This window comes from Nostoc parmelioides FACHB-3921 (assembly GCF_014696625.1).
Taxonomy (GTDB): domain Bacteria; phylum Cyanobacteriota; class Cyanobacteriia; order Cyanobacteriales; family Nostocaceae; genus Trichormus; species Trichormus parmelioides.
The window spans coordinates 22651-38614 of sequence record NZ_JACJQL010000034.1 but is presented as its reverse complement, the minus strand read 5'-3'; the positions used below and the strand labels follow the sequence as shown (position 1 = coordinate 38614).

Sequence of the window (15964 nt, the reverse complement as noted above, 5' to 3'; positions counted from 1 at the left end):
TAGAACCCGCAATTGGCTTATACCCCTCGCATCAATGATGGGGATTTTACGCATCACGATTCATAGTGCGATTCGTTGTTAGCCAAATCCCGGCATCCAGTCCGGAAATAAGCTAAACCAACAAAATTTAAACCGCCACGTCCCAAGACGAATGTATCACTGCCTTCGCCTCCAGTTAAAGTATCGATTTCTCCAGCAATGTCGATAGGCTATGCTCCAGGAAGATCCCAAATAAGGCGCGATCGCTTAACCGCCTGCCTCGATGCGATCGCATAAGGTAAAGAATCCCTCGGTGGAAAATCGCCGTAAATCCTCTTAGCTTAGTATTTTGCCTTGTCCGTTGCTGTTAACCTTCGTCCTTTCCACCTTCTAGAGCATTACACCCAGAAAGTATTGACTATGGTCACTAGTAGTTCACCAACCCAAAATTGCTGGGCTAGGGCAAGCAGGGGGAGCAGGGGAAGCAGAGGGAGCAGGGGGAGAAAGAGATTTTTTTTGCTGCTATTAACCTTGCAAAGTTCTCTTGGCAGACTACTAGTCCATAGTGACCCAATTTCTGGTAGCTTACAATTAAGGAAAAACTGTCAGTGTCGCCAGTTACGATATTCTATTTTTAGTACTTTCTTTAGTATGTCGCTGTCTTGGGAGAAGTCAAAATGACCATAATATTCCAATTTGCTTTGGTAACGCTTGTGTTGGTGTCTTTTGTCCTAGTTGTGGGCGTGCCTGTTGCTTATGCCACTCCGCAAAACTGGGTGGAATCTAAAAAGCTCCTTTGGCTTGGTTCCGGGGTTTGGATTGCTTTGGTGCTTTTAGTCGGATTGTTAAACTTTTTTGTGGTCTAGACAAGTACATTGTCTTAGCCAAAATAAATAATATCGACACTACAGGGGCAGGAGAGCCACCAATACAGGTACAAAATCCAAGAAAAATTTGCCATTTTTTCTTGTTTTCCCTACCTAAATTGTGTTCTCCTGCTCTTCAATATTTAGAGAAGAAATGTATATTGACAAGAAGTATATTAGATTCCAGGTAGAGTCATGGCAGTTTTCGAGGGAACTTTTACTCAAACAGAACCTTTGCGTTTAGCGGTAGTGATTGGTCGATTCAATGACCTTGTAACCACAAAACTACTAGCAGGATGTCAAGATTGCTTAAAACGCCACGGTGTAGACCCCGATCCCCACGGGAATCAAGTAGACTATGTTTGGGTTCCTGGAAGTTTTGAAGTACCTCTTGTTGCTCGTCAACTAGCGCTCACCCATCGTTATGATGCAATTATCTGCCTTGGCGCAGTCATTCGCGGACAAACACCCCATTTTGATTATGTCTCCGCCGAAGTATCCAAAGGCATTGCTGCTGCTAGTTTCCAGACAGGCGTACCTGTAATTTTTGGGATTTTGACAGTAGACACTATGCAGCAAGCTTTAGAAAGAGCAGGTATTAAAGCTAATCATGGTTGGGACTATGCCATGAATGCTCTAGAAATGGCTAGCCTCATGCGCCAATTGCGTTCTAACGTTACAGACTCTTACACCCAAACCCAATCCTTACCAGCCGCTTTTCCCAATGCCAGCATCGGTAAATTGACCGCAGAATCTGAAGAAGTGTAAAAAAGTCAGGACTTACGCATGAAAACGAAAAATCAAGGGTTTGGACAAGGATATAGGGTATAAATGTTTCAAACTCCTACACCCAGTCTCAACAGACAACCTTGGTGCGTAAGTCCTATTGATTTGTCTCCAGTCCTCAGCTAGCAAAATTTATAAGTTTAAACGGTTGACAAATAAAAATTAATCTGGCATATTTGAATATAGTGAAGTTTGCGGGTATAGCTCAGTGGTAGAGCGTCACCTTGCCAAGGTGAATGTCGCGCGTTCGAATCGCGTTACCCGCTTTTAAGGAAGCATAAAAGTAGCTTGAAAAATCAAAAGCCGCAGTCTAGCCTCCGCTATAATCGTTAGTGTATAAGCTAATCATTTTTTTGTAGCGGTTATACTACACCAGTTACTAGCTGGGTAGATAGACCTGTTATGAGGTGCATAATTAGCCCGAAAACTTCGAGGGAGAGTCAGAGAAACTGAAGACATTTTTCTGTCCATAGCCTCTGGTAGTTCTGCGCCCATAGCTTAAAAAAGGCAGTGGGAGATGTTTATTCACAGGATAACCCTTTATGTGAAAGATGAGTCCTCCCGTCTATCTTCCAAGAAAGGATAGCGCGATCGCCGTTCGCGCAGCTTCCCCGTAAAAAGCAGAACCCATCAGTTAAGCAGAAGCTCAATGGATTGTGTTCAGGTAGTTCGCCACGTAAGCTTAAAAATGTACCCTCTATGCCTGCACTATCAATGTCTGATTAATAGCGATACATTAATTTTGTAATTTTTAGATAGGAAAATGCAGAAATTTTAAACAAGAAGTTAACGTGGTTTTAATACCCACACTCATACAATCCTGATCACTTGTCATGTATGGGGTTCTTAATTTTAAATTTTGAATTTTAAATTGCTGAAAACGCTTGTGCAATCTAAAAAACCCGAAAAAATCGATTTCAATACGGAATACCCGTGTCCTTGCCGTCGCCGAGGGCGGTTAGTCCCGATTACACTGACAGAAGCATTTGGTTGCGATCGCTGTCAGCAAATCTTTGTTGTAGAAGATAATGGCCATGTATTAGAACAGCTTTCCACTACCTATCCCTACAAACGTGCTTGGCGTTGGATGGGGAATAGTTGGCAAGTTGTCCACCCAAAATTGCGAGAAAGCTATTTACCCATAGCATTGGGCATTATTTTCGTGCTAGTGATTATATGGCTACCATTAGCACTGCGACTGGCCAATGGTTCTAGTATCATCGCTTGGGCAATGGTGGCAGTATTGTTGGCTATTTTGCCAGCACTCATGGTCTGGCTTACTTACAGACGATAACTCAATGACCGTTGCAGCTTTAGATGATTGTCCCGAACCCATGAAAAGCGCCAAACGCGCTTTTCAAGCGTCCCTGAAGTTAGGTACTACCAAGGGAATAGATCGTAGTCGCGCTGTTTTGGCAATGGCACAGGCGCTAGAAAACGCATTTGACGACATTTTAGAAGCCAATACCTTGGATCTAGAAGCTAGTCGAGAAATGGCAGTGCCAGAACTGATTTTAGACTGGCTGAAATTAACTCCCACCAGGTTAGAGATTACAGTAGAAATTCTGCAAAGGTTGGGAGAAATATCAGACCCATTGCGTCGGGTGAGAAACGCCGACTATCAGCCAGAAGATTCTCAGAGTTATTCTCAGTTAATGCCTTTGGGAGTAATTGGATTTATTTATGAAGCGTTTCCCGATTTAGGAGCGATCGCCGCAGGTTTGTGTATTAAAACTGGCAACAGTATTATCCTCAAGGGTAGCACAGAAGCTAGTCATTCTAATGCGGCGATCGTGGAAGCATTACAACACGCGATCATAGAAGTTGGTCTACCATCAGGCTGTATAGAACTTGTCACTACAGAACATGGCGGTTCACTGCGAGATTTAATCACCCAAGACCAATATATCAACTTGGTAATTCCCTACGGACGTTCCAGCTTAGTACAGCAGGTAATGCGCCAAGCGACTTGCCCGGTGTTAAAGTCAGCAATGGGTAACTGTTACCTCTACTGGTCGTTAAATAGCAGCTTAGACATGGTACGTTGGATGATTCTCGATAGCCATGAAAGCGAACCAGATCCCGTCAACGCTATCGAGAAAGTCTTAATTCATCGTCAAGCTATGCCTTCATCTTTAGCTGTTTTGTGGAATAGCCTCAAAGAGAAAGGGTTTGAAATTAAAGGCGACGGGGAACTAGTAGAAGCCTTTCCCCAGTTGCAGCTAGCAAAAGATAACGAATGGGGCAACGCTTATTTAACTAAGACAGTAGCATTTAAACTGGTAGATAGTTTGGATGGAGCGATCGCCTGGATAAATCAATACAGTAGCGGTCATGCTGACTCTATCGCCACTGAGTCCTATCAAGAAAGTCGCCAATTCGCCTTAGGAGTTAACAGCGCCGCCACCTATATCAACACATCCCCGCGCTTCTCCCGTAACCCTTCACGAGGTGATTCTGTGTTTTTAGGTATGTCCAATCAAAAAGGTCATCGCCGGGGGTTTATCAGCCTAGAAACTTTAACTACCCTCAAGCACATTATTCAGGGGAATGGGAGGTTTTAAGTTTGGCTAATAATGTTTTTCCTCTCCCCTTCCTTGCCTCTTAAGAGACACCGTACCAGGCGATCGCAGGTCATGATAAGTTGATCTAGTACCCCTGTAGAATGATGCTGGGGTTCAAAAAAATTAACATCACAAATTTATGACAACTGAAATTAATATTCCTAGTTTAGTCAATCTCGAATATATTCCCTATATTGATGAAAATGGGCAACTACCAGAAAATTATCAAGAAAAGATAGGAGTATATGCAATTTTTGACCAGGAAAAAACATTGCAGTTTGTGGGATATTCTCGTGACGTTTATTTAAGTTTGAGACAGCATTTAGTCCGTCAGCTACAACATTGCTACTGGGTGAAGGTTCAAACAATTGAACGTCCCAGTCGGACTGTTTTAGAAAATATTGAAAAGGCTTGGATAGCCGAAAACGGAACTATACCTGTGGGAAATGGCGAACAGAAAGAAATATGGACGCAGCCTGTAGATGTGAAAAAATTCATGACAGACGAAGAACAGACGAATTATCACAAACCTACTAATGATGAACTCACACAAATGAAAATTCTTAAAAATGTAGCTCGACGAGTAGAGACGGAAATTTTAGCATCTTTAGAATTACGTGGGTTAAAAACTCAATTGCGTTTTAATCCTAAGTTAAAAGAAGACGGTTTACTAGATTTGAAATGAAACTTGCCTGGAAACTTAGGTAAGCAGGAGAAAATAAATTTTGACTATGGACAAATGACGACTGACAACGCCTATATTAGACTAGCTAGTCTCTGAAGTCTGCTATGACCATACAGCTGTTGAACGATCGCTATCAAGTTATCCGCACATTGGGTGCTGGAGGGTTTGGTGAAACCTATCTGGCTGAAGATACCTATATGCCTTCTAAGCGGCGGTGTGTGGTCAAACAATTACGACCGATTCAAAACAATCCTCAGATTTACCAGCTAGTACAGGAAAGGTTTCAAAGGGAAGCAGCAATTTTAGAGGAATTAGGTGGTGCAACAGAACAAATTCCGGCATTATATGCTTATTTTTCCGCCGATGGGCAATTTTATTTAGTGCAGGAATGGGTTGAAGGGGATACACTTACAGCCAGACTACAACAACAAGGGTTATTTACGGAAAGTGCGATTCAAGAACTTTTAGTAAATTTGTTACCTGTTTTGGAATATGTCCACGGTAAACACATCGTCCACCGTGATATTAAACCAGATAACATTATTCTGCGTCATCGTGACGGTAAACCTGTACTGATTGATTTTGGTGCTGTGCGGGAATCAATGGGAACAGTCGTCAATTCCCAAGGTAATCCTACCAGTTCCATTGTCATTGGTACGCCCGGATATATGCCCAGTGAACAAGCGGCCGGAAGACCAGTTTATTCCAGCGATTTGTATAGTTTAGGTCTCACAGCCATTTATTTATTAACTGGGAGACAGCCACAAACCTTAGAGATAGACTCCCAGACTGGGGAAATGATTTGGCGACAGTACGCCAGTCAGATCAATCCGGTTTTAGCTAGTGTACTTGATAAAGCGATCGCCTACCATCCACGCGATCGTTATGCCACTGCTAGAGCCATGTTAGATAATTTACAAAGTATCAGCAGTCCCATTCCCCCTACACAACCGTATTTTGCACCACCTCCAGTAGTATCTGCGCCACCACAGCAGACTGTTCCCGTAGCGCCCCAAGCAAACGTTACAGGTAATAATCAAAAAGGTATCCTCTTTGGTAGTTTGATTGCAGGCGGCTTAATCGGTGCATCAGTAATTATCGGACTAGCATTTACCAGGACACCCCAACCTGTAGCCGAAAACAACAACACATCTCCAGTCAACTCAGTCATAGAAACACCACTAAGTAAAGCAACTCCTGAGGTTACCCAACCGCCAGTTACTGCACAACCTATTGTCCCATCTCTTCAACAACAGGTTAACCCTTCACCCGTTCCCTCCATCACATCTGCACCAATAGATGTAAACATCAATAACAATAATTATTTGTGGCTTTCCCAGCAGGCTGTGACCGATGCAGATTTAGATGGTAAAAATGGTTACACTCTAGATATTATGCGTAATACCGTGTTTGCTCGTCATGGTCGCCGTTTTGATAATCCAGGTTTACAAGATTACTTTAATAATCAACCTTGGTATAACCCCATATATTCACCTAAAGAATTTCCTATAAAATTGCTAACAAGACTAGAGCAACGAAATGTAGATTATATTGCCGCATACCAAAAACGTTATAATTTGAGACATTTTAAGTAATTAGTTAGCAGCTTCTAGAGATTTTTGAATTTGTTTTAATTGTTGCCAAAGTTGGTGAAAAAGTAAGGATAAGTATCGATAAATTTTGAGATGTTTGGTGCGATTTTAACTATTAACTTATGAATCCAGTAGATATTCTTATTCTTTCCAATGGGCCTGGTGAGGTAACAACCTGGGTACGTCCTGTAGTTAAAGCTTTACGTGAAAAACTTGGTGATGACCGTTTTCAGGTCAGGATTTCTGTGATTTTGTCACCATGTCCTAATGCTAGTGGCAAAGAAGCAGCGATCGCACTTTCTTACCCAGAAGTAGACAGAGTACAGTCAGCAGAGTATTTTTGGCAATTTTTGCTCTGGGGGAAAACTGTTGACAATTGGGATTGGCGAAGCAAAGGTGTGGTTATTTTCCTGGGAGGTGACCAGTTTTTTCCTGTAGTCATCGGCAAAAAACTGAACTATCGCACAGTAGTTTACGCCGAATGGGAAGCCCGTTGGCATAACTTAATTGACCGTTTCGGAGTCATGAAACCCCTAGTTGCAGCCAAAGCATCCCCTAAATACGCCCATAAATTCACAGTTGTTGGCGATTTAATGCTAGAAGCCAACTCCCAACTCCCCAACTCCCCACTCCCCACTCCCCACTCCCCAATCATAGGCATTTTACCAGGGTCAAAAGCAGCAAAATTAACCCAAGGCATCCCATTAATGCTGAGTATTGGTGAGTATATCCACAGCAAAATGCCCCAAACAAAGTTTGTGATTCCCGTCGCCCCGACTTTGGATTTAAAAACTTTGGCTAGTTTCGCCGATTTCCAAAAAAACCCATTTGTAGAAACCTTTAGCTTTTCTGGCGCTTCCTTAATTTCCCCAGATAACAATCACCAGCGCTCCATTTTGAAAACAGATAATGGCTTAAATGTGGAGTTATGGCAAGAAAATCCTGCTTATGAATTATTATCCCAATGTAGTATCTGCCTAACCACAGTAGGCGCTAACACTGCTGAGTTAGGGGCTTTGGGTGTACCCATGATAGTCTTGCTCCCTACACAACAACTTGATGCGATGCGTTCTTGGGACGGTTTACCAGGATTATTGGCGAATTTACCAGGTGTGGGTTCGACCTTTGCCAAGATCATTAACTGGCTATTTCTTAGACGCAAAGGTTTATTAGCATGGCCAAATATTTGGGCGCAGGAAGAAATAGTCCCAGAACTTGTAGGTAAACTCCAGCCGCAAGAAGTTGGGGAAATGGTTTTAGATTTGCTAAATCATCCTGAGAAATTGGAAGAGATGCGAGGGAAACTCCGCCATGTTCGTGGTGAAAGCGGAGCAGCCCAGAAGTTAGCACAGATAGTTAGTGAAGAAATTGGGAATTAGGAGAGACAACTGACCACTGACCCTTCGGGTTCGCCAGTTGCTCATGGGGGAAACCCCCAAGACCGCACTGGCTCACAACTGTCAACTAACAACTTAATCAGATTGTCCGTCACGTCGTCCTAGTTCGTAGATCCCACAACCCATACAAGCCAGTATACCTGTACTAATAGCCCAACTACGTCCTAAGCTGATTTCCACCCCCCAATTGCATAAAGTGCCAATTACTAGAAATGGCACAATGCTGAAAAGTGAGGCATAAAAGGCGTTTTGAGCTTCTCTGGCTTTGCGAGTTTTTTCAAATTCTATTTGGCTAGTGTACAGCGATCGCTCGGCAAAGTTAAACCAACGGTTAAGTTGCTCGATGACCCATTCACTCAACGGCGAAAAACCTAGATATAACGCCAAAGACCACAGACTAGCGCCGGCGATCGCGATCGTGTTCAACTCAAAACGAAAAGGTAAAATTTCAGTCAGCATGGCTTGAGGAGTCCTGCAAGTGGTCGGATCGACACTTAAGCTAATGTCAATCGACATATTCAGCAATTTTAAGCATAAACGCTAACAATATTTTGAATACTTGGCAACTATATTTTGATGTGAGTCGTCATTCGGTTGGCAGAATTCTCTGAATCAACTCCTGTTCCGAAATACTGAGTTGAAAATTCTCATCAGGATTAATTGTTTATTTTGATACAACTTCTCGGTTTATTAAGTACATACGTAAGTACAACCATAATCTTTCTCTATACTTTTAGATGTTTTTCCCAATCATCTGGTTATTCGATGGCTAATAACCCTCTCTTGTGGTGGCGCTTAAGATAAATTTGACAGGTTAAAGCTTTACATCGTAAGCTGTTTGACTAAAGCAGTAGTAATACTTAAGTACATACGTAAATAGCAATTCTTAGTAACCATAAAAAACATATTTTGACAATGTGATTAATTTAAATTTTGTGATTATTTTTTCCAACTTATTTACAAGAACTTTACAGGAATTAGATACAAACATATTGAGTGGTCTGAGGAATAAAAATGATTAATAGGCAAGAGAGATTAGCATTTTCTGGAGCCACATTATTAGCATTAGGGTTAAATATGTTTAGCTTTATAGCTTTATTCCCTAAGGCGGAAGTTGTTATAGCAAGAGAGACAAGATCAAACACAAGAGCCAGAAGCAGTGGTTGGTTATCAGCTTCTTTCCCAGTAGAAAACTTTCAAGCTTACACATCTGCTTTTGGCTATCGCCGTTCTGCGACTGGTGGAGATGGTTGGGAATTTCATAGTGGCTTAGATATTGCTGCGCCCCAAGGTAGTTACATTCGCAATTGGTGGGCAGGTACAGTGATTAAAGTAGGCGATCGCACAGCCTGTGGTACACATATAGTCATTAAATCAGGCCAATGGGAACATACTTATTGCCACATGGAAGGTTATGTAGACACCGCAAATGGTCGCCGCTTTTTGATTGACCGCCCTGGTGGGATTCAAATTTGGGAAGGTCAAACCATACCCACCGGAGCCAGAATAGGTAGAGTCGGGATGACCGGACGCACCACAGGGCCACACCTGCATTGGGGATTGAAATACGCCAATAATTATGTAGACCCAGCAATGGTCTTACGAGAAATGTTTTCCCAACAACAGATTGCTAGAGGACGTGCAAACGTCAATAATCAGCAATCGCAAGTCATTATTCAAGAGTCAAATAATACTCCTAATTTTGGCTATTAGTAAATATTAAGTAGTGGCGTGGCAAGGCTAAAAAAGTGCCAAACTATTTCCATTGAGATATGAGATTATGTATAAAAATAAAAATTATCAAAAAACAACTACTTAATACAGAAACACTGAGAGTTATAAATGCAGGTATATTCAGTGATTGAATCAAAATTATAGCTCCAACACTGAAAATGATAGCAACGACAAAACTAATAAGACTGATGACATTTTTATTCAAAATCCTCTCCGCATTCTCTTCCATAAAGGCTTAATTTACTAATAAGTCATTAGCCTATGAAAATGCTGTAAACAGCATTACTTAAAATGGTTGAGAGCTTTAAATAATAAGATCCCCAACGTATCAAAGAAGTCGGGGATCTGAGTGATGTAGAGACGTTGCATGCAACGTCTCTACATCATTTATTTGGCGCAACTTCATAGAGAATTGGTATAAGGATGTGAGGGTTTTAAACATTTACATTTACACCCCTACACCCCTACACCCTTGTTTAAGTTAATTAAGGAGTTCCGACAGCACCGGAATAAACTAAACCTCGTTGCAAATCTAGAGTCAGAATTGCTCCATCACGGATAACTTGCGTGGCTTTCTTCACACCTACAATTACTGGCACACCCAGACGTAAACCAATCACCGCCGCATGACTAGTTAAACTTTCATCCTCTGTAATAATCCCGCCGGCTTTGCGAATCGCCTCAACAAAATCTGCGCCTGTGCGGGGTGCAACCAGAATATCACCGGCGTTAAAGTTCCCCACATCCATCCCGGTGTGAGCAACCCTAGCACACCCACTTACCAAACCCTGTCCTAGACCAATTCCCTGACCTAGAACTGCTGTCACCACTTCAACTTTAATCAAGTCCGTTGAGCCAGATACCCCTTGGAGTGTCCCAGCTGTCATCACGACTAAATCGCCTTCAAACAGTAAACTATGCTCTTGGGCGACGTTAATGGCGGCTTGGAATGTTTGACCAGTGGAAGGTAATTCTAATACCAACAAAGGTTTTACGCCCCATACCATTTGTAGCTGACGAGCTACGTTGACATGGGGTGTTACCGCTAAGATTGGTGTTTGGGGGCGGAACTTGGAAACGTTGCGTGCAGTCGCCCCTGTTTGGGTCAGAGTCATAATTGCTGCTGCTCCCAACTGTTCAGCAATTTGACCTACAGCTTGGCTGATGGCGTTGGGGATAGAACGGCGGTTATCTCGCATTTGGCGCAATTTACTAGCCATAGCTTCTTCCTGCTCGATGCGTTCGGCAATTCTCGCCATTGTCGCTACTGCTTCCACTGGGTAGCTACCCACAGCCGTTTCATTGGAGAGCATCACCGCATCTGTACCATCAAGAATGGCATTGGCTACGTCGGACACTTCCGCGCGGGTGGGGCGGGGATTGCTCACCATGCTATCTAACATTTGAGTAGCAGTGATGATGGGAATACCCAAGCGGTTGGCTGTGGCAATTAAGCGCTTTTGTAGTACGGGAACATCTTCTGCTGGTAGTTCTACACCTAAATCGCCTCTAGCCACCATTACACCATCACATAAAGCGAGAACTGCTTCCATTTGTTCGATCGCTTCATGCTTTTCTATTTTGGCAACTACTGGCACTTGTTTACCAGTACTGGAAATTAGTTCTTTAATTTCAATGATGTCTTGGGGATTACGGACAAAGGAAAGAGCTACCCAATCAACGCCCTGGTCTAAACCAAACATCAGATCCTCACGATCCTTGTCGGTCATGGCTTTAATTGAGAGATAAACGCCAGGAAAATTGACACCTTTGTTATTAGATAACTTACCTGCTACAGTCACCCGACAATGTAAATCCCCTTTGTCGCGGTTAATATCCTCCACCACCATTTCTACACGGCCATCATCCAGGAGGATTTTTGCGCCTACAGGGACTTCATCGGCCAAGTAATCGTAGGTGACACAGCTAATTTCCTGCGTACCAACAACCGGGCGATTTGTTAGAGTGAAGCGATCGCCTTTAGCTAAAACTATAGACCCGTTTTCAAACTTTCCCAAGCGAATTTTTGGCCCTTGCAAATCTTGGAGAATTGCCACTGGCTGATTTAGTTCAAAAGCGGTTTGCCGAATTAGGCGAATACTACGCTGATGGTCGGCGTGGGAACCGTGGGAAAAGTTAAGTCGCAGCGTTGTTGCACCCGCTTCAATGATGGCTTTCAGCATTTCGGGGCTACTAGTGGCAGGGCCAATTGTAGCGACGATTTTTGTCCGGCGTACAGAATCTCTTAATTGCATAGGGGCTGATTCTAGGGAGCTATCTAGTGAGTCATAGTAAATTAAGGGGCATTTAGTTTTCAGTCACTGTTATATCCGTGACTCAAACTATGGGAGATGTTATGGAACTGTGAGATAGACTAGATATCGTACACTAATCTGGGTTCCATCCTTCCGTGGAGAAGGTTTCTTACATCAAAATTATTCGTGATACGGATAGCACACCCTATTGATCAGCAAATTTTTATGGAAAATGGCTGTAAGGGTTTTGGTAAACTACTCTTCTGCACCCCTTACCTCAACTATTGATTTCTTGTTTTACTGGGTAAATCCCAAAATACTTGGGTCTTGTCTGGAATCATAGCGCTATTCATCTGCTGATCAGCATAGGTTTTTGATAAATCTCCCTATACAAAACATTACAAAAGTTTATTATCCTCTAACATTTGTCGTATATTTGTAATGTTTGATCACAAAGGAGACACAAATGCTCTCATTGGAGGCAAAGCAGTTACCAAAAATCCCACCAAAGGAATTTTTAGCGCCTCCTGGTGATTTTAACCCCACGATGCTTTTATTTTCGGCATCGGTGGTCATGTTGATTTTGTCGAACTTTGGTTATTGGCTTTGGCAATGGCCTCATTGGGTATGCTTCAGCACAAATACCCTAGCTTTACATTGTGCAGGGACAGTTATTCACGATGCTTGTCATCAATCTGCCCACCGCAATCGGATAATTAATGCCATGTTAGGTCATGGGAGCGCTTTGATATTGGCTTTTGCTTTTCCTGTGTTTACGCGGGTACATTTGCAGCATCACGCCCATGTTAACCATCCCAAAGATGATCCTGATCATTACGTCTCTACAGGTGGGCCACTGTGGTTAATCGCCGTGCGGTTTTTGTACCATGAGGTATTTTTCTTTCAAAGAAAGCTGTGGCGCAAATATGAACTGCTGGAGTGGTTTATCAGTCGCTTAATCGTCATTACAATTGTTTACATTTCCGTTCAATACCATTTCCTGGGCTACATTCTCAATTTTTGGTTTATCCCCGCATTTATAGTTGGTATAGCTTTAGGACTATTCTTTGATTATCTGCCCCATCGTCCTTTTGTAGAACGCGATCGCTGGAAAAATGCCCGCGTTTACCCTGGAAAACTACTCAACATCCTAATTATGGGGCAGAATTACCACCTAATTCATCATTTATGGCCTTCCATACCCTGGTATAACTATCAGCCAGCTTATTATGTAATGAAGCCACTGTTAGATGAAAAAGGCTGTTATCAAACTTCAGGATTATTGCAGAAAAAAGATTTCTTTGAGTTTGTGTATGACATCTTTTTAGGGATCAGATTTCATCATCACCAAGAAGAAAAAATCTCAAGTGATAATCTAGAGGCATAGCGCGATCGCCACTTTGTATGTCCACCCCCCCTTATCTTCAACTCAATACTGTTCTGCAAAACTTCGCAGAGATTCCAGCAGATGAAATTCAAAAGTTAAACCAAACTTTTTACCCACTACCTTTAACTGCTGGAGAGTTTTTCATTCAGGCGGGTGACATACCTTGGCAAATTGGATTCGTTATTTCCGGAATCTTACGTCTCTACTACGTAAATTCATCAGGTACAGAATTTATAAAATCATTTTGCCCAGAAAAACATTTTGTTGCTGCCTACAGTGCGCTGATTTTGAAACAGCCTGCTCAATTTTCTATTGAAGCTTTAGAAGACTCATTATTATTAGTTGCCGACTATGATAAGTTCACCCAATTATGTGCAGGGCATTCATGCTGGCAGACAATTAAGCATAAATTTTTAGAAGCATTGTATCTTAAAAAAGAAAAACGCGAGGCAGAGTTACTCCTAGATGATGCCACGACCAGATACCAAAAGTTTCTGGCGGAATATCCTCATCTAGATCATAGAGTCAGGCAGTATCACATTGCCTCTTATCTAGGTATTTCACCTGTGTCTCTTAGCCGAATTCGGAAAAATTTCCCTCCTGATTAACATAAGTTAATGACTTCACCATTACTCCAGATTACATCTAAAGAAGATGTTCTGAAATGCACTTACTAAACTAGCAATGGTGAAAAAATTATTACATCCGGCTTACAAGAAAAAACCTAAAATCGCCACCCAAGGCAACACAGTTTTAATCACTGGAGGTGCATCAGGAATTGGTTTGGCACTAGCACACAAATTTCTGCAAGCGCAAAATACAGTGATAATCACTGGACGGAATCCTGAAAAATTAGCTGGCGTAAAGGCATTATGGCCGGAAATTCTCACTGAAGTTGCTGATTTACAGGATTTAAATGCCTTGCAAGAGCTAGTTGATCGTTACCCAAATGTGAATATCCTGATCAACAATGCGGGCATTCAATACAACTATGAATTTGTGAATCCAGAAATTACCCCAGAGTTAATCGAGGCAGAATTACGCACTAATTTAATTGCGCCATTGCAATTGATTAAACTGATTTTACCCCATCTGTTGAACAAGCCCGAAGCCGCAATCATCAATGTTTCCTCTGGTTTAGGATTAGTTCCCAAAGAAAGCGCGCCTGTCTACTGTGGTAGTAAAGCCGGGATACATATTGCTACTAAAGCCTTGCGCTGGCAACTTGAAGCCACATCTATTAAAGTATTTGAAATTATCGCGCCTTTGGTTGATACACCAATGACTGAAGGACGGGGTAAAGGGAAGATTTCCCCTGATGCACTGGTAAATGAATTTTGGCATGATTTCGCACGCGATCGCTATGAAATGCGAATCGGTAAGACCAAACTACTGTTTTTCCTCCAGCGATGGTTTCCCCAAATGGCTGAGAAAATACTCCGACCAGGAATTTAACTAGTAGTCTGGCAAGTCAACTTTGCAAGGTTAATTAATAGGAGCAAAAAAATCTCCTTCTCCCCCTGCTCCTCTGCTTCCCCTGCTCCCCCTGCTTGCATTAGCCTAGCAATTTTGGGTTGGTGAACTACTAGATGCTGACATTTGAGACACGCGATAATTTCTTGGCGTTTCTCCTGTCCACCGTTTAAAGGCGCGGTGAAAAGCACTAGGTTCAGAAAAGCCTAAGAGGAATGCTACGTCATGAATAGGGGTGTGGGGATTGCGTAAATGGCGTATGGCTAATTCTTGGCGTGTCTGATCTAACAACTTTTGATAAGATGTGTTTTCAGCTTGTAACTCCCTCTGCAACTGGCGGACGCTGATGGTGAGACTGTGAGCGATCGCTTCTATTGTGGGTAATTCTCCTTTCAACTGCTGAATAATTTCCCAAACCACCTGCCGAGTATAATTGTCTGCTCGATTTATCTCAGCTAACATTGCTTGGGCGTGTTGTTCAAACACAGAAAGTAAGTTGGAATTAGCCGACAACACCGACAAATTGAGATAATTAGCATCAAAAATTAAGCGATTCGTCGGCATCGAAAAGTGTAATCCAGTTTGAAAGATGCGCTCATGTTCAGAACCATCAGCAGGGCGCGGGTGTTGAAACCAGACAGAATGTAAGTGTAGTGGTTTACCTATGAGAGTTTTTGTAGCTGTGAGTAAAGATGCAAAAGTACTTTCAATCGCGTGGCGTGGTTCTTCTAACAGATAATTTTGCAAGTCATTAACAATATCACAATCACAAAGCACCATACCCTGTTCTACAGAGAAATGAATATGCGCGCCTTGACTAAACAAACGGGTATACCGCGAGAGTTTTTCTAATACTTCTTGAAAAGTTTGGCAGTTGACTAATACATAACCAACAATGCCAAATGTTGCCAAATTAAATACCTCACCCAAATGTAAGCCCAGATTTTCATCACCTGTTAGCTTGACCGCCTGTCGCCATACAGCACTATGCAAAGACCCAGGAATCCGTTGGTCTGGCATTTGTAACAGCGATGAATCAAATCCTGCTGCTGTGCATAACTCATCTGCATTGACTCCACAACTGGCAGCATATTGAATGATGCCACGAGTAATGTAAACAGAGAAAGTTGCTTCTTTCATGCCTCTGGCTGATTTAAGAAAACGGCGCGATTAGTCAACTTCTTGGCAGGATGTGTCAATTCAGGCTCGTGTAGAAAACCTATTGTAGGAGTGTAATCAAACAGCG

At 42.4% G+C, this 15964-nt stretch carries 14 protein-coding genes and 1 tRNA gene; 12 read left to right on the top strand and 3 right to left on the bottom strand.

Features of this window, described 5'->3' with window-relative positions:
• Positions 1-656 precede the first annotated feature (656 nt).
• The 8 genes from psbZ to H6G14_RS20405 all read left to right on the top strand — a co-directional run bounded on the left by psbZ (position 657) and on the right by H6G14_RS20405 (position 7851).
• Positions 657-845, top strand: coding sequence for a photosystem II reaction center protein PsbZ (gene psbZ / locus H6G14_RS20440; protein ID WP_190569141.1), 189 nt, complete (start codon positions 657-659; stop codon positions 843-845).
• 195 nt (positions 846-1040) lie between these two features.
• Entirely contained in the window at positions 1041-1613 is a 573-nt protein-coding gene (ribH, locus tag H6G14_RS20435; protein ID WP_190569140.1) for a 6,7-dimethyl-8-ribityllumazine synthase, read from the top strand.
• A gap of 212 nt (positions 1614-1825) precedes the next feature.
• Positions 1826-1897: transfer RNA gene (locus H6G14_RS20430), tRNA-Gly, on the top strand.
• Between the two features lie 620 nt (positions 1898-2517).
• Positions 2518-2925: a hypothetical protein gene (locus tag H6G14_RS20425; protein ID WP_190569139.1), complete on the top strand. Its 408-nt coding sequence runs from the start codon at positions 2518-2520 to the stop codon at positions 2923-2925.
• A 4-nt stretch (positions 2926-2929) separates the two neighbouring features.
• The gene (locus H6G14_RS20420; protein WP_190569138.1) at positions 2930-4195 is read left to right on the top strand and encodes a glutamate-5-semialdehyde dehydrogenase; all 1266 of its coding nucleotides are present in this window, start codon (positions 2930-2932) and stop codon (positions 4193-4195) included.
• Positions 4196-4334: 139 nt separating this feature from the next.
• Positions 4335-4880 carry a GIY-YIG nuclease family protein gene (locus tag H6G14_RS20415; RefSeq protein ID WP_190569137.1) on the top strand — a complete coding sequence of 182 codons (546 nt, stop codon included), beginning with the start codon at positions 4335-4337 and terminating at the stop codon, positions 4878-4880.
• A gap of 104 nt (positions 4881-4984) precedes the next feature.
• Complete coding sequence (locus H6G14_RS20410; protein ID WP_190569136.1) at positions 4985-6475, top strand: protein kinase domain-containing protein; 1491 nt, start codon at positions 4985-4987, stop codon at positions 6473-6475.
• A 119-nt stretch (positions 6476-6594) separates the two neighbouring features.
• On the top strand, positions 6595-7851 hold the full coding sequence (locus tag H6G14_RS20405) for a glycosyltransferase family protein (protein WP_190569135.1): 1257 nt from the start codon (positions 6595-6597) through the stop codon (positions 7849-7851).
• Between the two features lie 93 nt (positions 7852-7944).
• Here H6G14_RS20405 and H6G14_RS20400 read toward each other — a convergent pair whose 3' ends face one another.
• A complete protein-coding gene (locus H6G14_RS20400; protein ID WP_190569134.1) occupies positions 7945-8328 on the bottom strand; it encodes a hypothetical protein in 384 nt (127 codons plus the stop codon).
• A gap of 555 nt (positions 8329-8883) precedes the next feature.
• Here H6G14_RS20400 and H6G14_RS20395 point away from each other — a divergent pair.
• A complete protein-coding gene (locus H6G14_RS20395; protein WP_190569133.1) occupies positions 8884-9582 on the top strand; it encodes a M23 family metallopeptidase in 699 nt (232 codons plus the stop codon).
• Positions 9583-10088: 506 nt separating this feature from the next.
• Here the strand turns inward: H6G14_RS20395 and pyk are convergent.
• Positions 10089-11858 (bottom strand): pyruvate kinase, encoded by a 1770-nt coding sequence (pyk, locus tag H6G14_RS20390; protein ID WP_190569132.1) that lies wholly within the window; start codon positions 11856-11858, stop codon positions 10089-10091.
• 466 nt (positions 11859-12324) lie between these two features.
• Here pyk and crtR point away from each other — a divergent pair, with 466 nt between their 5' ends.
• From crtR to H6G14_RS20375, 3 genes are all read left to right on the top strand, one after another.
• Complete coding sequence (gene crtR, locus H6G14_RS20385; protein ID WP_190569131.1) at positions 12325-13245, top strand: beta-carotene hydroxylase; 921 nt, start codon at positions 12325-12327, stop codon at positions 13243-13245.
• Positions 13246-13262: 17 nt separating this feature from the next.
• The gene (locus H6G14_RS20380) at positions 13263-13853 is read left to right on the top strand and encodes a Crp/Fnr family transcriptional regulator (protein WP_190569130.1); all 591 of its coding nucleotides are present in this window, start codon (positions 13263-13265) and stop codon (positions 13851-13853) included.
• A gap of 76 nt (positions 13854-13929) precedes the next feature.
• Positions 13930-14700, top strand: a complete 771-nt coding sequence (locus H6G14_RS20375; RefSeq protein WP_190569129.1) for an SDR family oxidoreductase — start codon at positions 13930-13932, stop codon at positions 14698-14700.
• 105 nt (positions 14701-14805) lie between these two features.
• On the opposite strand, the gene H6G14_RS20370 is transcribed toward H6G14_RS20375, so the two are convergent.
• Positions 14806-15858 carry an AraC family transcriptional regulator gene (locus H6G14_RS20370; protein WP_190569128.1) on the bottom strand — a complete coding sequence of 351 codons (1053 nt, stop codon included), beginning with the start codon at positions 15856-15858 and terminating at the stop codon, positions 14806-14808.
• Positions 15859-15964 lie beyond the last annotated feature (106 nt).